The organism is Nocardiopsis sp. TNDT3, from assembly GCF_003427465.1.
Taxonomy (GTDB): domain Bacteria; phylum Actinomycetota; class Actinomycetes; order Streptosporangiales; family Streptosporangiaceae; genus Nocardiopsis; species Nocardiopsis dassonvillei.
Genome location: NZ_QPFC01000071.1, coordinates 1 through 21,217, shown reverse-complemented (window position 1 = coordinate 21,217; position 21,217 = coordinate 1). Strand labels below are relative to the sequence as shown.

19 protein-coding genes and 1 tRNA gene are annotated in these 21,217 nt (G+C 70.5%); 12 read left to right on the top strand and 8 right to left on the bottom strand.

Features of this window, described 5'->3' with window-relative positions:
* Positions 1–205 precede the first annotated feature (205 nt).
* Entirely contained in the window at positions 206–475 is a 270-nt protein-coding gene (locus tag DQW06_RS02155) for a hypothetical protein (RefSeq protein ID WP_071621476.1), read from the top strand.
* A gap of 94 nt (positions 476–569) precedes the next feature.
* Here DQW06_RS02155 and DQW06_RS02150 read toward each other — a convergent pair whose 3' ends face one another.
* Positions 570–1,526 carry a D-2-hydroxyacid dehydrogenase gene (locus DQW06_RS02150; RefSeq protein ID WP_117197869.1) on the bottom strand — a complete coding sequence of 319 codons (957 nt, stop codon included), beginning with the start codon at positions 1,524–1,526 and terminating at the stop codon, positions 570–572.
* A gap of 80 nt (positions 1,527–1,606) precedes the next feature.
* On the opposite strand from DQW06_RS02150, the gene DQW06_RS02145 reads away from it, so the two are divergent.
* From DQW06_RS02145 to DQW06_RS02110, 8 genes are all read left to right on the top strand, one after another.
* Positions 1,607–2,368, top strand: a complete 762-nt coding sequence (locus tag DQW06_RS02145; protein WP_013151607.1) for a FadR/GntR family transcriptional regulator — start codon at positions 1,607–1,609, stop codon at positions 2,366–2,368.
* Between the two features lie 106 nt (positions 2,369–2,474).
* Positions 2,475–3,302 (top strand): hydroxypyruvate isomerase family protein, encoded by an 828-nt coding sequence (locus DQW06_RS02140; RefSeq protein WP_117197868.1) that lies wholly within the window; start codon positions 2,475–2,477, stop codon positions 3,300–3,302.
* Positions 3,299–4,294: a 2-hydroxy-3-oxopropionate reductase gene (locus tag DQW06_RS02135; protein ID WP_255418203.1), complete on the top strand. Its 996-nt coding sequence runs from the start codon at positions 3,299–3,301 to the stop codon at positions 4,292–4,294. The genes DQW06_RS02140 and DQW06_RS02135 overlap by 4 nt, the downstream gene beginning before the upstream one ends.
* A 156-nt stretch (positions 4,295–4,450) precedes the next feature.
* Positions 4,451–6,568 (top strand): alpha-amylase family protein, encoded by a 2,118-nt coding sequence (locus DQW06_RS02130; protein WP_117197867.1) that lies wholly within the window; start codon positions 4,451–4,453, stop codon positions 6,566–6,568.
* Positions 6,565–8,592: an alpha-amylase family protein gene (locus DQW06_RS02125; RefSeq protein WP_117197866.1), complete on the top strand. Its 2,028-nt coding sequence runs from the start codon at positions 6,565–6,567 to the stop codon at positions 8,590–8,592. Before DQW06_RS02130 ends, DQW06_RS02125 begins: the two co-directional genes overlap by 4 nt.
* A gap of 112 nt (positions 8,593–8,704) precedes the next feature.
* Positions 8,705–9,988 (top strand): ABC transporter substrate-binding protein, encoded by a 1,284-nt coding sequence (locus tag DQW06_RS02120; RefSeq protein WP_071621479.1) that lies wholly within the window; start codon positions 8,705–8,707, stop codon positions 9,986–9,988.
* A gap of 3 nt (positions 9,989–9,991) precedes the next feature.
* Positions 9,992–10,909 (top strand): carbohydrate ABC transporter permease, encoded by a 918-nt coding sequence (locus DQW06_RS02115; RefSeq protein ID WP_071621480.1) that lies wholly within the window; start codon positions 9,992–9,994, stop codon positions 10,907–10,909.
* Positions 10,909–11,787: a carbohydrate ABC transporter permease gene (locus DQW06_RS02110; RefSeq protein ID WP_013151614.1), complete on the top strand. Its 879-nt coding sequence runs from the start codon at positions 10,909–10,911 to the stop codon at positions 11,785–11,787. The genes DQW06_RS02115 and DQW06_RS02110 overlap by 1 nt, the downstream gene beginning before the upstream one ends.
* A 3-nt stretch (positions 11,788–11,790) precedes the next feature.
* Here DQW06_RS02110 and DQW06_RS02105 read toward each other — a convergent pair whose 3' ends face one another.
* Complete coding sequence (locus DQW06_RS02105) at positions 11,791–12,480, bottom strand: GntR family transcriptional regulator (protein WP_041552272.1); 690 nt, start codon at positions 12,478–12,480, stop codon at positions 11,791–11,793.
* A gap of 357 nt (positions 12,481–12,837) precedes the next feature.
* On the opposite strand from DQW06_RS02105, the gene DQW06_RS02100 reads away from it, so the two are divergent.
* Together DQW06_RS02100 and DQW06_RS02095 are read left to right on the top strand one after the other, a co-directional pair.
* Complete coding sequence (locus DQW06_RS02100; protein WP_117197865.1) at positions 12,838–13,194, top strand: hypothetical protein; 357 nt, start codon at positions 12,838–12,840, stop codon at positions 13,192–13,194.
* Between the two features lie 323 nt (positions 13,195–13,517).
* A complete protein-coding gene (locus DQW06_RS02095) occupies positions 13,518–14,636 on the top strand; it encodes a DNRLRE domain-containing protein (RefSeq protein ID WP_157983324.1) in 1,119 nt (372 codons plus the stop codon).
* A gap of 380 nt (positions 14,637–15,016) precedes the next feature.
* Here DQW06_RS02095 and DQW06_RS02090 read toward each other — a convergent pair whose 3' ends face one another.
* Genes DQW06_RS02090 through DQW06_RS02080 form a run of 3 tightly spaced genes read right to left on the bottom strand, consistent with a single transcriptional unit; the run spans position 15,017 to position 18,947 of the window.
* Positions 15,017–17,074, bottom strand: a complete 2,058-nt coding sequence (locus DQW06_RS02090; protein ID WP_232832940.1) for a hypothetical protein — start codon at positions 17,072–17,074, stop codon at positions 15,017–15,019.
* Positions 17,071–18,219 (bottom strand): 5'-methylthioadenosine/S-adenosylhomocysteine nucleosidase, encoded by a 1,149-nt coding sequence (locus tag DQW06_RS02085; RefSeq protein WP_117197863.1) that lies wholly within the window; start codon positions 18,217–18,219, stop codon positions 17,071–17,073. The genes DQW06_RS02090 and DQW06_RS02085 overlap by 4 nt, the downstream gene beginning before the upstream one ends.
* Complete coding sequence (locus DQW06_RS02080; RefSeq protein ID WP_071621483.1) at positions 18,216–18,947, bottom strand: NUDIX domain-containing protein; 732 nt, start codon at positions 18,945–18,947, stop codon at positions 18,216–18,218. The genes DQW06_RS02085 and DQW06_RS02080 overlap by 4 nt, the downstream gene beginning before the upstream one ends.
* A gap of 654 nt (positions 18,948–19,601) precedes the next feature.
* Here DQW06_RS02080 and DQW06_RS29110 point away from each other — a divergent pair.
* Entirely contained in the window at positions 19,602–19,844 is a 243-nt protein-coding gene (locus DQW06_RS29110) for a hypothetical protein (RefSeq protein ID WP_198662360.1), read from the top strand.
* Between the two features lie 157 nt (positions 19,845–20,001).
* Here DQW06_RS29110 and DQW06_RS02070 read toward each other — a convergent pair.
* The 3 genes from DQW06_RS02070 to DQW06_RS02060 form a co-directional block, all read right to left on the bottom strand.
* Positions 20,002–20,077, bottom strand: a tRNA-His gene (locus DQW06_RS02070).
* A gap of 67 nt (positions 20,078–20,144) precedes the next feature.
* Entirely contained in the window at positions 20,145–20,795 is a 651-nt protein-coding gene (orn, locus tag DQW06_RS02065; RefSeq protein WP_071621509.1) for an oligoribonuclease, read from the bottom strand.
* An 86-nt stretch (positions 20,796–20,881) separates the two neighbouring features.
* On the bottom strand, positions 20,882–21,217 hold a 336-nt coding region (locus DQW06_RS02060; protein WP_232832939.1), incomplete at its 5' end, for a hypothetical protein.

Here is a 21,217-nt window from a genome sequence, read left to right as displayed (position 1 = left end):
GCGTCGGCCGGGGCGCGGGGAAGGCCGTGGAGGACGTCGGGGACGTCGCGGAGGTCGTGGAGGACTCCGACGACACGGCGGAGAAGTAGGGCGGTGGAGAAACCGGGCGCCGGGGGAGCCGAGCGCCGGGGGCCGTGGCCGCCGTGCCCGGGGCGGCCTGGAGCGGCCTGGGGCGCACCATTCGGAGATCGGGAGGTGGGAGGCCGTGGACGACCGGACCGGGCCCGAGTACGACGTGGAGATCAACGCCTCGGTGTCCGCGGACGAACTGACCTTCGGAGAGGTGCCGGAGGTCAGGTCCCGGACCCGGGGGGAACCGGACCACGAGGGCACCTCCGGCAGCGAACGCTCGGGGCTTCCCCACGGCGTCCGCTCCGGGGTGGTGTACACGGACATCCGCGTCGACTACCGGCTCGCGAGCCGCCTCAGGCCGCCCGGGGAGGCGACGCCGGACCCGGACGCCGAGCGGGAGTGACCGCCTCGCTGGACCGCCGCGGGAGGCCGGGAGCCCGGTGTGCCCGTGCCGGTGTGTCTCTGCGGGTGCGAGCCGGGACCGGGCGCCGACCGGGTCAGTACCCGGCGGACTTGTCGACCACGTTCACCAGCGGTCGGCCCCGCGCGTGGCGCTCCAGGTTCTCGACGAACACGTCCACGCCCCGGCGCCGCGTCGCGGCGGTCGTCGCCCCGTTGTGCGGGGTGACGATGACGTTGGGCAGGTCCCAGAAGGGGCTGTCCGGCGGCAGCGGCTCCCGGCCGTGGGCGTCGAGCCCGGCTCCGGCGATCCATCCCTCGGTGAGGGCCCGCAGCAGTGCCCCGTCCGCCACGATCCCGCCGCGTGAGACCACGACGACGTACGCCGTGTCCTTCATCGCCCTCAGCTCCGCCTCGCCGAGGAGGTGCTCGGTGGCGGGCGTGTCCGGGGCCGTGACCACCACGAAGTCGGACTCGGCCAGCATGCGGTGCAGGTCCTCGGGAGGGTGGACGGCGTCCACACCTGGGGAGGGCAGGTCGGTGCGGCGCCGCACCCCCACCACCCGCATGTGGAAGGCCCGTGCCTTGGCCGCCAGGTCGAGCCCGCAGTTCCCCAGGCCGATGATCCCGCAGGTGAGGCCGTTGAGCTCACCGTGCTGGAAGCGTTCCCAACGGCGCTCGGACTGGGCCCTGGCCCACCGGGGGGCGTCCCTGTTCAGCATCAGCATGAGCATCATGGCGTGCTCGGCCAGCGGGACCGCGCCGTTGCCCGCCGAGGAGGTCAGGACCGCGGGGTGCGCGTCCAGCCCGGCCGCGAGGTCGTTGTTCACCCCCGCCGCCCAGCTGTGCACCCAGCGCACGGCGGGAGCGAGGGCCAACTGCTCGCCGCTGAGGGTTCCGGCGATGACCGTCGCCGTCCCCAGGAGGTCGATGCGGTCACCGAGCCCGTCCACGAAGTCCACCGGGACGTCCGCGGCGGCCGTGCGGATCCGCTCCCTCTCGTCGGGCTCGAAGCGCCCGCTCACGAGTACTCGCCCGCGCTCGGGCACGAACATCACGTCCTTCGTACGCTCTGGTAATTTGTGGCTCGTATTGGTCCGACCGGTCAGGTGAGTATAGGGAAGGTGTGTGCCGGATGCCACAGGAGGGCCGTTCCGTCTTCCGCGCCGTCGAGCACGCCAAGGTCTACTCCTCGGTGGTCGACCAGATCCTCGCCGGGGTGCGTTCGGGGACCTTCCCGCCCGGGACGCCGCTGCCCGCGGAGCGCGTGCTGGCCGAGAGGTTCGAGGTCGGCCGCGGCTCGGTCCGCGAGGCGATCCGGGTCCTGGAGCACGCCGGGGTGCTCGACGTCCGCGTGGGCAGCGGGACCTACGTGGTCGGCGACGGGGGGTCGGAGGAGAACGCCCTCCGGGCCCGGGCCGCGGTCGCCGGAGAGCACAGCCCGCTCGACCTGATCGTGGCCAGGGCCGCCCTCGAACCCGTGTGCGCCGAGCACGCGGCCACCGCGAGGACCTCCAACGACCTGCGGGTACTCGAAGACCTGGTGCTCAAGCAGGAGCGCGTGCTCGAAGAGGGCGCGGACCCCTCGGCGGTGGACGCCGACTTCCACCTGGCGGTGGCGGCGGCCTCGCACAACAGCGTGCTCTTCGCCCTGGAGCGGACCCTGGTCGACCTCATGCGCGAACCCATGTGGAGCGAGCTCAAGGGCCGCTCCCGCGGCCGCCGGGACCAAGCGCGTCACTACCTCGAACACCACCGGCAGGTCCTCGGCGCCATCGAGCGGCGCGACCACCGCCGGGCGCGGCAGCTGATGGCCGTCCACATGAGCGAGATCGAGACGGGACTGCTGACCGAGCTGGGCTCCGCGCGGGACCGGACGGACGGGCCGGGCCGCTGACCCGTTGACACGGGACGCGGTACCCGTTTAGCTTCACCATCGGTCAGGTGGTCGGACCAATTGTCAGAGGTCCGTCCGGTTTCCCACCGTGGTGAAGGAGAGAACCGTGGGCACACCCCGCTACGCCGTGAACTGTTCGATCATGATGAAGGACCGGCCGCCCGAGGAGAGGCTGGCGGCGGTCCGGGAAGCCGGGTTCGAGGCGGTGGAGTTCTGGTGGCCCTTCGCGGAGCCCGTCCCCGCCGAGGCCGAGGTCGAGTCCTTCGTCGACACGGTCCGCGCCTCGGGCCTGCGCCTGGTCGGGCTCAACCTCTTCGCCGGTGACATGCCGGGCGGCGACAGGGGCGTGGTCTCCTGGCCGGATCGCGCCGAGGAGCTGCGGGCCAACGCGGCGGTGGTCCGCCGGATCGGGGAGGCGCTGGGCTGCCGGTCCTTCAACGCCCTGTACGGCAACCGCCGCTCGGACGTGTCCGACGCCGAACAGGACGCCGCGGCCGTGCGCGTCCTGGGCGAGGTGGCGGGCACCCTGGCCGAGATCGGCGGCACGGTGCTGATCGAGCCGGTCAGCGGCGCCCCGTCCTACCCGCTGCTCACGGCGGACGACGCCGTGGCGGTGATCGAGCGGGTCGAGCGCGAGACGGGCGCGGACAACCTCGGCCTGCTGTTCGACGTGTACCACCTGGCCGTCAACGGCGACGACGTCCCGGCCGCGCTCGCCCGGCACCAGGGGCGCGTCGGGCACGTCCAGGTGGCGGACGCGCCCGGCCGGGGCGCCCCCGGGACGGGCGGCCTCCCGCTGCGCGACTGGGTGAGGGACCTGGCCGGGGGCGGGTACGACGGCTGGACAGCGCTGGAGCACGCGGGCGACGGACCCCACCCCTTCGGCTGGACGCGCTCGTCGGACCTGCCGGGCCTGCCCGGCGAGGCGGCGTGATCCGGCCGCGACGGCCGTTGCGACCCGCAGAGCACACCCCGGCGGGCCGTCCGGCCCGCCGGACCGACACCGAATCGACCAAGGAGTCCGCAGTGAGCGTGCGAACGATCGCCTTCATCGGCCTGGGCGTCATGGGCGCCCCCATGGCGACCAACCTCGTCCGTGCCGGGTTCGACGTGGTGGGGTACAACCGCAGCGCCGCGAAGACGGAGCCGCTGGTGAGAGCGGGGGGCCGCGCCGCCTCCTCGGTGGCCGACGCTGTCGGCGGGGCCGACGCCGTCATCACGATGCTGCCCGACTCCCCGGACGTGGAGTCCGTGGTCCTGGGCGGGGGCGGCGCCCTGGAGCACATGCGCCGCGGCGCGCTGCTCATCGACATGAGCACGATCCGCCCCGACACGGCCCGCGCCGTGGCCGAGGCCGGGGAGGCCGCGGGGGTCGCGGTCCTGGACGCGCCCGTGAGCGGGGGTGAGCAGGGGGCGGTCGAGGCCAAGCTCTCGATCATGGTCGGAGGCGAGGAGCGGGCCTTCGCCCTCGCGAAGCCGGTGCTGGACGCGCTCGGCACGACGGTCGTCCACGTCGGTCCGGCCGGAGCCGGGCAGACCGTCAAGGCCGCCAACCAGCTGATCGTCGCCGGGACGATCGAGCTCGTCTCCGAGGCGCTGGTCTTCCTCCAGGCCCACGGCGTCGACCGCGACAGCGCCGTACGCGTGCTCTCCGGTGGGCTGGCCGGCAGCACGGTGCTCGACCGCAAGGCCGCGTCCATGCTCGCGCGCGAGTTCGACCCGGGGTTCAGGGTGGACCTGCACCACAAGGACCTCGGGATCGTGACGGCCGCCGCCCGCGAGGCCGGGGTGGCCCTGCCCCTGGGAGCGCTCACGGCGACCCTGATGGGATCGTTGCGCGCCCAGGGCCACGGGTCCCTCGACCACTCGGCGCTGCTGTTGCAGGTGGAGCGGCTGTCGGGGCGTGACGCGGACGCGCGGGACTGATCGGGGGGCCCTCGTAGGCACATTCGTAGGCGCATTGTCAGTCTTGAAATCTTGACTGACAATGTGCCTATACTGTCCTGCCTCCGTCGCGGAGCGCCACCGGCGCGCGAGCCGAGCCGCGGCCGCGGCGGCCGAGCCGACGAGAGGACCAGCCACATGGCACAGGGTGTGACGGAGAGCGTGCCCGGGAGCGCGGCCAGCGCGCCGCGCGAAGCCGACTGGCATCTGGGCGCGACGCGCTGGACGCAGCTGACGCTGACCGAGAACGACCCCGGACGCTTCGACCCCGACTTCTGGATCCAGGTCATGCGCGAGACCAGGTCCAACGCGGCCTGCATCAGCGCGGGCGGGTACGTCGCCTTCTACCCGACCGACGTCCCCTACCACCACCGCAGCGTCCACCTCGGCGACACCGACCCCTTCGGCGCCCTGGTCGAGGGCGCGCGCGGCCTGGACATGCACGTCATGGCCAGGGTGGACCCCCACGCCGTCCACGCCGACGCCGCGAGCGCCCACCCCGAGTGGCTGGCGCGTACCGCCGACGGCAGCCCGGTGGAGCACTGGGGCTACCCCGGTATCTGGCTGACCTGCCCGTTCGGCCCGTACAACCGCGACTTCATCACCGAGGTCGCCCGCGAGATCGTCACCCGCTACGACGTGGACGCCGTCTTCGCCAACCGCTGGCAGGGCCACGGCATCTCCTACAGCGAGGCGGCGCTGCGCAGCTTCCGCGGCGAGACGGGGTTCGACCTGCCGCGCCGGGAGGGGGACACCTCCGACCCCGCCTGGCGCGCCTACGTGGTGTGGCGCAGGCGCAAGCTGAGCGACCTGGTGAGCCTGTGGGACCAGGCGGTCCGCGACATCCGCCCGCACGCCCGCTTCATCCCCAACCTGGGCAGCATCGCCGCGCGCGACCTCGACCGCGGCATGCTGGCCCGGCACTTCCCGTTCTTCCTCATCGACAAGCAGGGCCGTTCCGGGGTGGAGGCGCCCTGGTCGGCCGGGCGCAACGGCAAGCGCAGCCGGGCGGTCTTCCGGGACAGGCCGGTCGGACTCATCACCTCCATCGGTCCCGAGCACCACCAGCACCGCTGGAAGGACTCGGTATCGCCCGGGGCCGAGACCACCATGTGGATCGTCGACGGCTTCGCGCAGGGCGCCTTCCCCTGGTTCACCAAGTTCAACGGCATGGTGCCCGACCGGCGGTGGGTGCGCCCCGTAGCCGAGGCCTTCGCGCTCCACGAGCGCCTGGAGCCCGAACTCGCGGGCCGCCGCATCACGGCGGACGTGGCGCTCCTGGAGACGGGGGGCCCCGAGAGGGGGCGCTCGCACGAGGACGGCTTCTACCACGCCCTGGTCGAGGCCCGCATCCCCTTCGAGATCGTCGCCGAGCAGAACCTGTCCGAGAGCGAGTTGGGCCGGTTCAGGGTGCTCGTCCTGCCCGACGCCGAGCGGTTGAGCCAGGACCAGTGCCGCGCGATCCGGGCCTTCACCGAGTCGGGGGGAAGCGTCGTGGCCGCCCACCGCTCCTCCCTGGACGACGAGTACGGCACCCCGCGGGCCAACTTCGGGCTCGCCGACGTGTTCGGCGTGGACCTGAGCATGCCGGTGCGGGGACCCGTCAAGAACAACTACGTCGCGCTCACCGGAGAGCACCCCACCACGGACGGATTCGGGGGAGCGGAGCGCGTCATCGGCGGCACCGAACTCATCGGTGTGACCGCCCGCCCGGGGACCGGCGTGCCCCTGCGCTTCGTGCCCGACTACCCCGACCTGCCGATGGAGGAGGTCTACCCGCGGGAGGAGCCCGCGAGCCCGGCCCTGGTCACCCGGGAGCTGCCCGGAGGCGGGCGCTCGGTCTACGTCGCCTTCAACCTCGGCTCCCTGTTCTGGGAGGCGCTCCAACCCGACCACGGGACGCTCGTCGCCAACGCCGTCCGCTGGGCCCTCGGGGAACCGGAACGGGTCCGGGTCCGCGGACGCGGACTGGTCGACCTCGCGCTCTGGGAGGACCCGGATTCGGTCGCCGTGGTGATCGTCAACCTCACCAACCCCATGGCACTCAAGGGGCCCATGCGCGAGATCATCCCGCTGCCCGCGCAGAAGGTCTCGGTCGCCCTGCCGGAGGGCGCTGTGGGCGCCGACGCGCGCCTCCTGGTCTCCGGGTCCGACGTCCCGGTGCGCATGCGCGCGGGGCGCGCCGAGGTGACCGTGGACTCCGCGGACCTGCTGGAGGCCGTCCGCTTCACGTGGATCCGGGGTGAGCGGGCATGAACGAGCACGACCTGTGGTGGCGCCGGCCCTTCCGGATGTTCCAGACCAACCTCAGGGAGATCGACGCGACCCTCGACGTCGAACGGGTCCTGGACTACCTGGAGGGCTTCGGCGCGCGCGCCTGGCTCCTCAGCGTCGGCGGCATCGTGTCCAACTACCCCACGGAGCTGGAGTTCCAGACCCGCAACCCCGCCCTGGACCAGCGGCCCTCGGGAGACCTCGTGGGCGACGCGGTGGCGGCGGCACGCGAGCGGGGCGTGCGGGTCCTGGCCAGGATGGACTTCTCCAAGATCGACCACCGCCGGGCCGAACGCCACCCGGAGTGGTGCTTCACGGGGGCCGACGGGACGCAGCAGGTCTACAACGGCCTGACCAGCGTGTGCCCCAGCGGGGACTACTACCAGCACCGCCTCCTGGAGGTGGTCGACGAGGTCCTGGACCGCTACCCCGTGGACGGGTTCTTCTTCAACTGGATGTCCTTCAACGAGGTCGACTACAGCGGTGTCCACCGGGGGACGTGCCACTGCCTGCCCTGCCAGCGGGCGTTCGCGGTCTTCGCGCCCGGAGTCGAGATGCCCACCGGGCCCGCCTCCCCCACCTACCGGGTGTGGAAGCGCTTCACCGAGGCGGTGCTCGACGACCTGACCTCCCGCGTGCGCGACCACGTCAGCGCGCGCCGCCCCGAGGCGCCGCTCATCCTCGGCGACCGCGCCGACATCGTCTTCCACGAGGCCAACAACGCGGTCGGGCGGACCCTGTGGCACCATCGGACCGCCGAGCACGTCAGCGCGGCCCGGACGTACCGGCCCGGGGTGCCCGTGCTCACCAACGCCGTGGGCTTCGTCGACATGCCCTACCGCCTGGCGGGCGAGGAGCCCCACCACTTCGCCCAGTACCTGGTCCAGGCCTTCTCCCGGGGGGCCAACCCCTCCACGTACATCATGGGGACCCCGGACGACGTCACCTACGAGTGCCTGGACGCGGCCGGTGAGCTGACCCGGTTCCACCGTGACCACGAGCGCTTCTACCGGGACCTGGTGTCCGCGGCCCGGGTCCTCCTCGTCCGGCCGGACCCGCTCAAGCTCGCCCCCGCCCGGTGGGAGGAGGCCGTCCACGAGTTCCGGGGACTGTACTCGTCGCTCCTCGAACGCCACATCCCCTTCGACGTGCTGCCCGAGCCCCGTGTCCGCGACGTCGACCGCCAGGGCCGACTGGGGGACTACGGGCTGGTCGTCCTGCCCGACCTGGGACCGCTGGACCAGGAGACGGTGGACGCCCTGGGGCGCTACGCCGAGGCCGGCGGCGGCGTGCTCGCCACCGGCACGAGCGGGTTCGACGGTGACGCCTCCCTTATCGAGGGCTCACCGGTGCTGCGCCGGACGGCGGTCCGGGACACGGTCGAGTCCGTGCGCTCGCTGCACCTGCGCCGCCCCGGCCGAGACGGCGCGCGACGCGGGGGCGACCTGCCCGTGGTGGGCGCCTTCCACGTGGTCGAACCCGTCGCGGACGCCGACACCGACCTCCCCGTGCTGTCCCGGGCCCCCTACGGTCCGCCCGAGAAGTGCCACGGCCACCTCCTCCTCGACCACCCCGGCGCGCTGTGGCGCGCCCACGGGCGCGGCCGGGTGGCCGTGCTGCCCTGGACGCCGGGCAGGGCCTACCACCAGCTGGGCCTGAGCGGGCACCGCGACGTGTTCGTCGAGACCGCGCTGCGCGCGGCCAGCGGCCCGGTGGAGGTCGACACCGACCTGCCCGAGCAGGTCGAGGTGGTCCTGGGCGTCTCCGAGGCCGGGGGAGTGGTCCACCTGGTCAACCACTCCGGTGCCGTGCCCCAGGGGTTCCGCACCCCGCTGCCGGTCGACGGACGCCGCCTGCGGGTGCCGTGGTGGACGGGCCAGCCCACCCGCGCCCTGCGCGCCGACACGGACCTGACGGTCGCGGAAAAGGGCGGCGAGGGCGTCGCGCTGCCCCGCGTCGATCTCTTCGAGGTCCTGGTCACGGAGCGTCCCGTCAACGCCCGGTAACTTTGTAAAACAAGTATTCATGAGTTATTGACTTACCAAATCAGCACCGGAAACATGTCCTGTGAAGCTGCACACTCACTGGGGTGACCTCCCCCGCAGCGAAGGGAACGTGATGAGAGATTTCGATCGGCGCGCATTTCTCGCGTTGACCGGCATGGGCGCGGTGGGGGCCTCCCTGCTCCTGTCCGGCTGCGGCGGCAGCGGCTCGGGGAACGGCCTCCGGTACGCCTGGTGGGGCAACACCGTCCGCCAGCAGAACTACACCGAGGCCCTGGAGGCGTTCCAGGAGGCCAACCCCGACATCACGGTCGAGCCGGAGTTCGCCGAGTACACCGCCTTCCAGGAGCGCATGACCACGCAGATGGCGGCCCGCAACGTCGCCGACGTCTTCTGGATCGCCTCCCCCCAGGTCCTGACCTACAAGGCGAACGGGCTGTACCGCAGGCTCGACGACATCCCCACCCTCGACCTCTCCGACTACAGCGCCGAGGACATCGAGTCCTTCTCCCTGGGCGGTGAGCTCCTGAGCATGCCGCACGGGGTCTTCGTCCCCGTGGTGCGCCACAACGAGACCTTCCTCGAAGAGGAGGGCGCGCGGATGCCCGGGGAGGACTGGACCTGGGACGACCTCGCGGAGTTCCTCATCGACTACAGCGCGAACAACGCGCAGGGGCGTCGGGGCGCGACCTACACACCCGACCAGGACATGGCCTTCGAGGCGTGGCTGCGCCAGCGCGGCCAGGACCTGTGGACCGAGGACGGGAACGTCGGCTTCGACGAGGAGGCCCTCGGCGACTGGTTCGAGTGGTGGCGCGTCCTCCTCGACGAGGGGGCGGTCCTGAGCCTGGGCGAGCAGGAGGGCATGCAGCCGGACTTCTCCGCGGTCGGCGACCGGGTCCTGCTCAACTTCGGCAGTTCCAACCACATCATCGACGAAGCCGCCATGTTCCCCGACTGGAAGTACCGTCTGCGGTCCGTGCCGGTGGGCGCGGACGCCGCCGACGGCCACCGCTTCCTCTACTACCCCCGGCTGGCCGTCTACCAGGGCATCGACGACGCCAACGTCGAGGCGGCGGGCAAGCTCATCGACTTCAACGTCAACAACGTCGAGTTCCTGCGCACCGTCGGCCTCACCATGGGCGCGCCGCCCAACCCCCGCCTCCTCGCCGAGGCCTACGACTTCGCCTCCGACGACGAGAAGGAGATGCTGGCCGTGGTGGAGGCGGACCGCGCCGAGCCGCAGCGCCCCCGCTACGAGGCCCCGCCCGGGACGGGGACCTGGCGCGAGGCCATGTCACGGGCCTCGGAGAACGTCGCCCTGGGCAACGCCGGGGTCGCCCAGGTGACCGAGGAGCTCATCGCCGAGATCCGCTCCGGCATCGACCGGGGAGCGTAGGGCGTGCCCCCCTCCACGAGAACCCGCCGCCCCGCCGCGCCGTCCTCGCGGCGGCAGGGCCGCGCCGCCTACGTGTTCCTCTCGCCCTGGCTGCTGGGCCTGGGCCTGGTGACGGCCATCCCGCTGGGCGCCTCGCTCTACCTCGCCTTCACCGACTACAACATCCTCAGCACACCGGCCTTCACCGGGCTGGCCAACTTCGAGCGCATGCTCGGCGACGAACGCTTCTGGGCGGCCTCCTCGGTGACCCTCCGGTACGTGGTCGTCTCGGTGCCGCTCCAGCTGATGTTCGCCCTCCTGCTGGCCGTCATGCTCGACCGGGGCCTGCGCGGCCTCTCGTTCTACCGGGGCGCCTTCTACCTGCCCTCGCTGCTGGGCGCGAGCGTCGCGGTCGCCATCCTGTGGCGCGAGGTGTTCGGGCACAACGGCCTGGTCAACGACTTCCTCGGCCTGCTGGGCATCGAGGGGCAGAGCTGGCTCCAGAACCCGTCCACGGCCCTGTCCACCCTGATCGTGCTCAACGTGTGGACCTTCGGGTCGCCGATGGTGATCTTCCTGGCCGGCCTCCGGCAGATCCCCGAGGAGTACTACGAGGCGGCGCGCGTGGACGGCGCCTCACGCCTGCGGCAGTTCCGGCACATCACCGTCCCGATGCTGACGCCGATCATCTTCTTCAACCTCATCCTGCAGACCATCGGCGCCTTCCAGACCTTCACGCAGGCGCACGTCATCAGCGGCGGCACCGGGGGACCCGTCGACTCCACCCTCTTCTACACGCTCTACGTGTACCAGCAGGGGTTCAGATCCTTCGACATGGGCTACGCCTCCGCGCTGGCCTGGGTCCTGCTGCTGGTGATCGGCGCCGTGACCGCGGTCCACTTCTTCCTGTCCAAATACTGGGTCTTCTACGGAGACGACTGATGACCGAAGCCCCCACGGTCGCGGGCGCCAGCGGTCCGCGGCAACGCCGCCGCCGACCGCGGACCGCGATCCTCAAGCACGGCGCACTGCTGCTGTTCCTGGTCGTGATGGTCTACCCGCTGGTCTGGATGGTCGTCAGCGCCTTCAAGCCCGCGCACCTGATCCTGACCGAGCCGGGCCTGGTGCCCACCGAGGTCACCTTCGAGAACTTCCGGGAGGGCTGGCACGCCCTCAACCAGCCCTTCTCGGTGTTCTTCGTCAACTCCCTCGTGGTGACCGTGGGCTCGATCCTGGGCAACCTCGTCTCCTGCTCACTGGCCGCCTACGCGCTGGCCCGGCTGGAGTTCAGGGCCCGGCGCCTCTTCTTCGGGATCACCCTCGTCACGGTGATGCTGCCGATGCACGTGCTCATCATCCCGCAGTACATCTTCTTCGCCCAGCTGGGATGGGTGGACACCTACCTGCCGCTGCTGATCCCCAAGCTGCTGGCGACCGACGCGTTCTTCGTCTTCCTCATGGTGCAGTTCATCAGGGGCATCCCGCGCGACCTCGATCGCGCCGCCGAGATCGACGGGGCCGGGCACTTCCGGATCTTCTGGCACGTGATCCTGCCGCTGATGCGCCCCGCTCTGGTGACCACGACGATCTTCACGTTCATCTGGACGTGGAACGACTTCTTCACGCCGCTCATCTACCTGACCTCGACGGACATGTACACCGTTCCGGTCGCGCTGAGCTCCATGGTCAGCTCGGAGAGCCAGCAGGGCATCGGGATGCTGTTCGCGATGTCCCTGATATCCCTGCTGCCGGTCATCCTGTTCTTCGTCTTCGCGCAGCGCTACCTGATCCGCGGGATGGTCACCAGCGGACTCAAGTGAGCCCTACTCGGCTCCAGCCGCCTCCTGGGTCCCCGCGTCCAGCAGTGCCAGGAGGCGGCCGCGCGCGTGGTCGAGGTGCTCGGCCAGCCTCAGGCGCGCCGCCTCGGGGTCCTGCGCCCTGATGCCCTCCAGGATCGTCGCGTGCTCGTGGGCCACGGTGCTGCCCTGCGTGGACCGGTGCGCCTGGAAGCGGCCCATGGTCAGGTGCACCTCGCCCATGATCAGCTCGTGCATCCTGCTCAGGCGCTCGCTGCCCGCACCGGAGACCAGCGCGGTGTGGAAGGCGATGTCGGCCTCCACCTGGCGCTCGAAGTCGCCGTCCCTGGCCGCCGCCTCGATCAGCGCCTGCGCCTCCGTGGCCTCCCTGGGGACCGCCCCCTCGGCCGCCAGGACGGTGACCGCCGCGCTCTCCACCGTGCCCCGGCTGAAGAAGAGGTCGCGGATCTCGTCGGCGTGGAAGTCGGGGACGACCGCCGTCTTGTGGGCCGACCGGCGCAGGAGGCCGAGGGCGGTGAGCCGCTCCAGACACGCCTTGGCGGTGGGGCGCGCGACGTCGTACTCGCTGGCGATCCGGTGCTCGGTGAGCTTCTCGCCAGCCGCGATCTCCCCGTTGACGATGCGAGCGCGCAGCGACTGGTAGAGCGCGTCGGTCAGGGACGAGGGGGCGAGGGTGAAGTTGGCCTGTCGGTTCACGTCTTCATCGTGCCACAGCCGCGCCGCTGACACATACATCTGTCTTACCAGTGCACTGGTAAGTCCTGATGAGAGCGTCGGACCTGTTCACTCTGTGACCGCCCGCACAGTGGCACGGTCGGGAAGCGGCCCCCGCGGGGCCTCGCGTACCGGGTGGGGAGGGCGCGAGGGGGCGCTGGTTCCCGTGCGGCACAGGGATTCCCGTGTGGCACGGAGGCGCCCACCGGCAGCCGCGTCCGCGCGGGCGCAGCGGATCCCGTCTCCCCCCACGGCCTCACGGCGGGTCACCAGGGAAACGCCCACACCTTCCGCAGCCGGGTGCTGGTACGCCCCGGTAACCGAACGCAGGAAGGAAGCATGCCCACCAACGCTGACGCCCACCCCGGTCCGCGGCCCACGGCCCCCGACGCACAGGGCGGGAGTAGGCGCCGGGCCGGATGGCCCGAGATCATCGTCGGTACGGTCGTCACCCTCGTGCTCTACGCCGTCGGAACCCTGCTGTTCCTCCAGATCCCCGCGGAGGGCAGGGAGTTCGGCGGACTCGCCCAGTACGCGATCTCCGGGCTCGCCCCGCTCGGGGGCTTCGCCGCCGTTCATGGCCCTCATGGCCTGAGAACTCGTCTGGCTCCGGGCCCGGGGACGAGGACACGGGGCTCCGGGCGGTGCCGCGACGGGTCGGGACCGCCGCCGGTGTGCGCCCGCCATGAGCGGTAGCCGGTTTCCGGTCTGACGTGAATGGTTTTTCCTGGCTGTCGAATAAAGGATTCCCGCGTGTTCGCGTGCTTCTTTTCGGTTGGGTCGGGTTCGCGCGGCGCCGTTGTTTCTTCGGGTGATAACCAGGGTTTTGGTCAGCGTTTATATCCCTGAGGTTTGTGGGGTGCTAGGGGAATTTGGTAAATTCCTCGTGGCTGAAGCGGGATGTGAACGTTTCTCCTGAATTCTTTTTCGGTCATAGCTGGAATGTGTAGGCACCACCCGTAATGCGTCGTTCCCTGACCCGTGCGACGGCGGTCTGTGCGGTTTACGCCCTGGTCCTCGTGCTGGGGGCGGTCGCTCCCGCCGCAGCTGACGAGGGCGTTCCCACCGCCGACGGCGCCGCCGTCCCCGGAGAGCCCGGCGCCCCGGGGGAGCGGAGCGGTGGACCGCGCGGGAGCGAACCGGACGCGGAGGGGACCAGCGGCCCGGCCGGACCCGGGGCCGCGTCCGCCGCCGACGGTCCCTTCGCCCCGGCGCGCCCCCACGGTGAACGAACCGAGGTCCAGAGCTCCTCGTGGACCTACGTGGACCGTGCCTTCCCCGACCGGCCCCACGACGGCGTCGAAACCGCGAGCGTGGGCACCGGACGCCTCGAATGGGACCGGAACTACACCCGCAGGGCCCTGTTCGGGTTCCCCGTCGTGCCCGGCCCCGGCGCCGTCGTCGAATCCGCGGTGCTGCGCACCGAGGTGGCCTGGTCCTACGACTGCGGCAGCGACTCCTTCGTGCAGCTGCACCGGGTCGACCCCTTCGATGAGGGGGCCACCTGGAACGACCAGCCGCGGGCACGCGCCCTGCTCGACACCCGAAGGATCAGGGGCGGGCGGTCCGCCTGCCCCGTGCCCGGCGGCGTGGAGTTCGACCTGACCGAGGCCTACCAGCGGGCCGTGGACGCAGGAGAACCCCACATCCACCTCCGGCTCGGCGAACGCGACGAGTCCGGAACCACGGCCTGGCGCCGCTTCGACGTCGAGGACCACCCGCCGGTGCTGGTGGTCGACCACAGCACGCCGCCGTCCCCGGACGCGACCGCCGATCCGAACGTCCCGCGCAGCGACCCCGAGGAGGGCGCGGCCGACGACGGGGTGCCCGGCGGGCGCGCCGCCGTCCGCGGGGAGGGTTCCCCGGACCCCGCGCCGACCCGGTTCGCCGAGGGACTCGACCTCTTCGGCGTCACCGCTCCCGGGGCCCGGGGAGACCACGACGCCCGTGCTCCAGACCTTGTCTCCGCTGACCGCCTGCCGGGCGGGGGTGAGCGGATCCGTCCCCGGCGGGGGAGACGGACCGGCCGCCCCACCGCTGCGGACGGCCACCGGCGACGGGGCGGGGACACGCCGCCAAGGGTCCGGGGGCCACCGGTCGCCGCCCGGTCGGAGACCGTTTCGGTCCACCGATCATGAATGAGGAACCGGTTGACGGACGACGGCACCCGCCTTTCCCGGTGCGTCATCCAGTTGGGTGCGAGGACGCGCCGGCGGCAGCCCGAGGGGGTCGGGCGGGCCGCTCCCGGAGCACCGTGAGGTGGGCGGAGCTCGGAAGCGGCCACGGAGCCACGCCACCGCCGCACCGGCCACAGGGCACGGTGGCCGTCTGCGGCGAGGGCACGGTTCCGTGCTGGCGGGAGAGGTGCTCGTCCCCGATACCGGACGCGTCTGCGGCAGGGCCCGGCAGGGGGCTCTGCCGCCGGAGGCCGCAGCGGCCCGGAACCTCCTGTGTGCGTGGGCACCACCCAGGAGGACACCGGGCCGCCGTCCGGCCTGACCGCAGAGACACCGCGGGCTTACCCCGGAAGTGGATGCGGCGTCCGCTCATGTACAGACACGCCGTTGCGTCCCGGTGCTGTGCCCTTCTCATGCGCGGACTCTTCGGAATCGGGCCAGTCGGGCATGGACCCGGACGGCGGGTCCACATCGCGTTCGAACCACAGTTTGCCCTCAGCGGCGATGCCTTCGAGGATGCGGAGCGTGTGGAAGAACCCTGCGGCGTCGAGGCTGGTCTCCGACGCCTTGGTCGCCAACTCTGCCTCCTCCGCGTCGTGGGTGGGCGCTTCGGCCACCACGATGCTCTTGGCCGGTCCGTTGGTCAGGGTGATGTTCAGGGTGTAACGGCGTGTGCTCTCTATCTCCACCTGGACCGAGGAGAACGCCTCGAAGCGGTAGTTGTCCCGTCCGCTGAGGTGCCGCCGCGCCCGCTCGAAGTCGAGGTCGGCCGTGGCCTCGCGAACCCCCTCGTCGGTGACCAGGAAGACCCGGATCTCGTATTTCGAATGGCGCCAGGGGCCGCGCCGTACGTGGGCCGACTTGCAGGGGCGTTTGGGTGTCACAAGGAAGGCGTGGGCGACGACTTCATGCCATGACAGACGATGATGCCTCAGAGCCTTGTCGAGGATCAGGGTCTTGTCCGCGTCCAGCCAGGCCTCCATATCCGTCTCTGTGGGGCGCAGGGTGTCGAGTTTGCCCTTCCACCGCTCGTATTCGGCCTCGCGGGCGCCGAGGATCTCCTCCCTCTCCCGCGACTCCTCGTCGTAGCGTCGGCGCTCGCTGTAGATCCGCAGCCACAGGGGAAACGCGAACCCGCTGGTGACCACCGTGAGCAGGGCGCCACCGACTGCGGCCACGGGTGCCTGCTGGAACGCGGTGACCACGGTGGTCGTGGCTGCCGAGATCAGGGCCAGGCACAGGACCACGCACCGGACCTTGGTCGCCGTGTCCACCCTGTGCAGTTCGCGCGGTTCCAAGGGCTGGCCCGTGAGCCAGCGCCGTCGCACGTCACGGACCAGGAACCGGACCAGCCAACGCACCCGTTCGGCCTTGACCCCGGTTTCCCGGTAGAGCCGGGCGACCTCGTCGCGCAGGGAACGGCGTATACCCTGCGTTTCCTCCAGCCACGTGCCCCTGCTCTCCGTTTCGGGGGCGTACTTGGCGAAGTAGTGGTCGAAATCGTGGGTCACCTGGTCGGTGAAACCTCCCTTGGGCGGGGACGGGGATGAGAACAGGTAACCGTACTCGTGTTCCTTGGCCATCCTTCGCCGGTACTGGTGGTTCCAGAGGGCGATGTGCCATACCGCGACCGGTCCGAAGACAAGTACGGCCAGGCAGGAGACCAGCGCCAGCAGACTGCCCTGTGCGAGGGCGGATTTCATGATGGTCGCAACGGCGAACAGGAACACACCCGCCAGGAGCAGCCCTCCGAGGACGTTCCAGGCAGTAGTGGACTTCGGTGCGGGGTACCTGGCCCGGGCCTCGGCGGGTTTCGGCGCGAAATAGGTCCAAACACGGTCAACCCGTCCACGGGCACACTGTTCCTCCACGGCGTTCCTCCGGAGCTGGTGCCACACACCCTGCTTCATACTGCCGGTGAGCACCAGCCCGAGGTGGCGCAGGATCAGTCCGTGCTGTGGATCGGGCAAGCTGTGCAGTTGGGCCATCGCTGACTCAGGGTCCCCACTGGAGCCGTCCACGCAGGACAGCAGCGCGAAGACGACGTTGAGTCCCTGCCGCCATCCGTCGCGCTCTCTCAGTTCTGTTCGCGCCGACAGATCAGCCAGGAGTACGCGCTCTTTCTTCGTGAGATCCCGGTAGGAGCGTTTGCTGAGGATCGCCAGGACCCAGTGGAAGCGAACCTCAGGGCCATCGAACCCTCGTGCCCGGGCGAGTTCGATGTGTTCCCGCGCCTTGACCGGGACTCCGTCGGCCAGATAATTGCACCCAACGTCGTAATCGCGCTCGGGCGGATCGCCGGGGTTCACAACGTACACGCGGGAGTTGTGCATCTGCCCGACCTGGGCCCCGACGAAGGAGCCGGATTCGGCGGTGTTCGTGGTGTCGTGCTCGTTCACGAGAGCCCCTTCACCGCGGTGATCAGCGTCGCGACCTGCGCGGCCAGCGACGCCAGGTCGCCGAGCAGTCCTCGTAGGCGCTTCAGGGCCAGGACCGAGTTCTTCCTGCTCTCGGACGTCCCTTCCTCGATCCCCTTGTCGGCGATGTCGATCTCGGCCGACGCCGCCTCGTGGGTGTCCTCGTCGATGCGTCCCGCAGAGCGCTCCCTCGCCAGTTTCTCCCTGAGGGCGGCGAGTTCGTCCGCGATCCCGGTCCCGCCGGACCCGGGTCCGGCGAAGGACACGTGGAACGTGCTGTCGCGCACGTGGCCCGCCTGGACGCCGACACTTCCGTAGGCGGTGTTGGTGACGTTGCCTCCGTCACCGGAGTTGCCGTCCTTGCGCATGCTGGGGGACTCCTCCTGCCCTATGAGTTCTTCCGCGAGGTCCAGAGCGAAGGCCGCGGCGTTCGCGGCGGCGACCGGCTGCCATTCGCGGTCCGCCTCGCTGGCCTTCGTGCCGTCGGCACGGTCGCTGATGCCGCGCACGATCGCCACCGGTGCGCCGCTCAGGTGTCCGGCCTGGGCGACTCCAGCGCCCTCCATCTCGATGGCCAACGCGTCGTTGTAGGTCTGCCTGATCCACGCGGCCTCGCGGGAGATACGCGAGTTCTGCACGATCTCTCCGGCGGCGATAGGACCCAGGTGCGCCTGGGGGCGCGGCCTCTCCGGTGGTGCGTGCCGGGACCATGCGCCGAGCCTGGCCAGGTGTGCGGCCGTCTGGGCGATGCCGTGCGGTGACTCCCACGCGCGGGGCCGGGCTTTGAGGCCGTCGTCCTCGCTGGTTCCGCCGTGGTAGGCGTACACGTGCGTCGCCACGACCACGTCACCCAGCGGAGGCGTGTCCCACAGGGCTCCGGCCACGCCCACGAAGAGCACTGCGGCCGGTGAGAACTCCTGGACGGCCCGCTCGACCAGCACTGCCGACGACTGGTTGCCCTTGCCGGTGAGTCCGAGGACGACACGGCCGTGGCCGCCGGGCAGTGTTCCGATCTCGAACCGGGTGCCCCTGGGGTGCAGGTGTGGTTCCGGGGAGCGGAGCCGATCCCGCACGGCCTGGTACTCCAGGTTCAGGGCGGTCAGCACCACTACGAGGTCATCGCTCATTCTTCGTTCTCGTTCTGGTTCGGGGTCAGGGGTCGCATCATCGGTGGGCGCAGCACCTGTTGGGGTCCTGCTCGGAAGAGGCGCGCGGGGCGTCCCTTGGTCACGCGTCGGCTCGAGACGACCGGAGTGAGGAAATCCGTCACCGCCTGAACCTTGCGGTAGAAGTTGCGCGGGTCGAGTTCGAACCCCCACACCGCCTCGTAGACCCGTTGCAGCTCGGCGATGGTGAAGATCTCGCCGCAGAAGGCCGTGGCCAGCGAGGTGTGCTCGATCTTCGAGCGGGCCCGTTCCAGCCCGTCGTCGAGGATCTGCCGGTGGTCGAAGGCGAGTCGCCCGCGGCCTGCGGAGAACTCCTCGACGGGGCGCCAGGAGGCCGCCGAGGCGTCGGTACCGGCCTCGGGTTCTGGCAGGCCGGGGGCTATGGCGAGGTAGGCGACGGAGACGATGCGCCCTCGCGGGTCCCGGCCGGGGGTTCCGTAGGCGCCTAACTGCTCCAGGTGGAGTTCGGTCGCGTCGAGGTTGGCCTCTTCGCGCAGTTCCCGACAGGCGGCGTCGAAGACGTCCTCACCGGAATCGGCGATGAACCCGCCGGGCAGGGCCAGTTCGCCTTTGTAGGGGTCGATGCCTCTCTCGACGAGGAGGACGTGGAGGGCTGAGGACCGCAGGGTCAGGATGACCAGGTCAACGGTCAACAGCACGGGGGGTGGTTGCCAGGTTTCGTTCGGCATGCGGCGAGTCTAGCTTTCTGTCAGATCGACAGGAAGCAGTTCTCAGAAATTGGTGCTCGCGGTTATTGATTGCCCTGTGTTGTTAGTGTTTCTGGTGATTTACAGGTGATTCTTGGGTCTGGGTCTGGGTCTGGGGCTCGGTCGAGAGGAGTCGGCTCTTTCGAGGGAACGGTGTCTTGCTGCTTTGGAACAGCACCGGTACGGCGTCACGGGACGAAGGGCTCGGAGGTTCGGCTGCCGTGACGGGGCGCCAATGATGACGCCATGCGGTAAAGGGGGGTATACGTTGGCTGCGTGGTTGACGATGAGGAGTTCCGTCTGGGGACCGAGGCGGCTCATCGCCTCATGGATGCTGACTGCTGTGAGATCGAGCCGGGGCTGAACGATGCCGAGTTCAGCCGTATCGAGGCCGAATGCAGGTTCGAGTTCTCAGCGGATCACCGTGCTTTCCTGGTCGCCGGGCTGCCAGTGGCCTCTCCGTTTGAGGAAGGAGCGAGCTGGAAGCGCCCCTGGCCCGACTGGCGTAGAGGCGCTTCAGGGGACCTCCAGTACCGACTGCGATGGCCCGTGGAGGGTGTGTTGGCCGGTGCCGAGAACGGTTGGTGGCACGAGGGCTAGGATCCGCAGCCACCCTGGTCGTCGAACGCGCTGGCCGTGGCGGAGCGGAAGCTGGCTCAGGCGCCGGTGCTCGTTCCCATCTACGGTCACCGGTTCGTGCCCGCCGGACGCGGTGCCTGGGGCCACCCGGTTCTTTCCGTGGTGGGCGGCCTCGACACCATCTGTTACGGGAGGGATCTGGCTGACTACGTTGACCGGGAGTTCGGTGTGCTGGCCGACGAGGGCGCTCCGTGGGAGCAGCAGGTGTCCGTTCCCTTCTGGAAGGACTTCCTCGGCTGAAGGGTGTCAGGGTCTCGTGCGCCCAAGGGCCGAAGGAACGCGCAGGATCCCTGCGGGTGGCAGGTACCCGGGTGAGCGCACCCACCGGCGCTGAGTCCCTGGCAACGCGAAAGCCCCTGACTACCGCGCGTTTGCGCTGGTCAGGGGCCTTCGCCTCTGGGGTGAGTGACGGGACTTGAACCCGCGACTTCTTGGACCACAACCAAGTGCTCTACCGGCTGAGCTACACCCACCACGTGCGCCGGGCCTCTCGGCCCCGCGTACGTATGAAAGCTTAGCGGACTCCGGGGAGTGCTTCGATCAGTTTTCCGTCGCGTCGTTCCCGGGAGCCGCCTCGCGCGCCTCCGCGCCGGTGCCCCCGGCCACCACCTCGGCGGCGATGGCGCGGGCGGTGGCCGAGTTCGGGCCGGGCTCGGGCACGAAGGCCGCGGCGCGGTAGTAGCGCAGCTCGTGGATGCTCTCGGTGATGTCGGCGAGCGCCCGGTGCCCGCCGTTCTTCTCCGGGCTCGCGTAGTACACGCGCGGGTACCAGCGGCGCAGCAGCTCCTTGATCGAGGACACGTCGACCATCCGGTAGTGCAGGAACTCGTCGATGCGCTTCATGTCACGGGCCAGGAAGGTGCGGTCGGTGGCGATCGAGTTGCCGCACAGCGGAGCCTTGCGCGGCTCGGTCACGTACCGGCGGATGTGCTCCAGGACGAGGTCCTCGGCCTCCTGGAGGCTCACGCCCTTGTCCAGCTCCTCCAGCAGGCCGGAGGTCGTGTGCATGTCGCGGACGAAGTCCCCCATGCGGTCCAGTGCGGCCTGCGGCGGTCTGATCACGACGTCCACGCCCTCGTCGAGGATGTTGAGCTCGCCGTCGGTGATCAGGCAGGCCACCTCGATCAGCGCGTCGCGCTCGAAGTCCAGGCCCGTCATCTCGCAGTCAATCCACACCAAACTGTCATTCATACCGGTCAGCTTAGGGGTTGTGGGGAGTCGCGGGGGATGACGAAGGGGGCGGCCGGACCGTGTCCGACCGCCCCCTCGAGCCTGGGTCAGTCCCAGATCCAGGGGTCCGAGACGCCGGGCGGCTCACCGACGCCGAAGATGGCGTACATCCAGTCCCACACGCCCCAGAACTGGAGGTAGCCCAGGACCAGGAGGACGAGCAGGATGAGCAGGAAGGTGAAGCAGCCGCAGCCGCATCCCCTGCACCCTCCCCGCTTCTTCTTGGGCTTCTGCGGGCGGTGCTGCTGGTAGGGCTGTCCCGGCCCGGGGGGCTGCCCCGGACCCGGCTGGCCCCACTGCGGGCCCCCGGGGTGTCCGCCCATCGGCGGCTGTCCGCCCGGGGTGTTGGCCATGGGGCCGACGGCCGGCGGGTACCCGGGCGG

Bases quoted from the DNA above. Each gene is read 5' to 3' on its own strand.
- DQW06_RS02150 (WP_117197869.1), bottom strand. From the start codon at position 1,526: ATGTTCGTGCCCGAGCGCGGGCGAGTACTCGTGAGCGGGCGCTTCGAG.
- DQW06_RS02145 (WP_013151607.1), top strand. From the start codon at position 1,607: ATGCCACAGGAGGGCCGTTCCGTCTTCCGCGCCGTCGAGCACGCCAAG.
- DQW06_RS02130 (WP_117197867.1), top strand. From the start codon at position 4,451: ATGGCACAGGGTGTGACGGAGAGCGTGCCCGGGAGCGCGGCCAGCGCG.
- DQW06_RS02125 (WP_117197866.1), top strand. From the start codon at position 6,565: ATGAACGAGCACGACCTGTGGTGGCGCCGGCCCTTCCGGATGTTCCAG.
- DQW06_RS02120 (WP_071621479.1), top strand. From the start codon at position 8,705: ATGAGAGATTTCGATCGGCGCGCATTTCTCGCGTTGACCGGCATGGGC.
- DQW06_RS02110 (WP_013151614.1), top strand. From the start codon at position 10,909: ATGACCGAAGCCCCCACGGTCGCGGGCGCCAGCGGTCCGCGGCAACGC.
- DQW06_RS02100 (WP_117197865.1), top strand. From the start codon at position 12,838: ATGCCCACCAACGCTGACGCCCACCCCGGTCCGCGGCCCACGGCCCCC.
- DQW06_RS02085 (WP_117197863.1), bottom strand. From the start codon at position 18,219: ATGAGCGATGACCTCGTAGTGGTGCTGACCGCCCTGAACCTGGAGTAC.
- DQW06_RS02080 (WP_071621483.1), bottom strand. From the start codon at position 18,947: ATGCCGAACGAAACCTGGCAACCACCCCCCGTGCTGTTGACCGTTGAC.
- orn (WP_071621509.1), bottom strand. From the start codon at position 20,795: ATGAATGACAGTTTGGTGTGGATTGACTGCGAGATGACGGGCCTGGAC.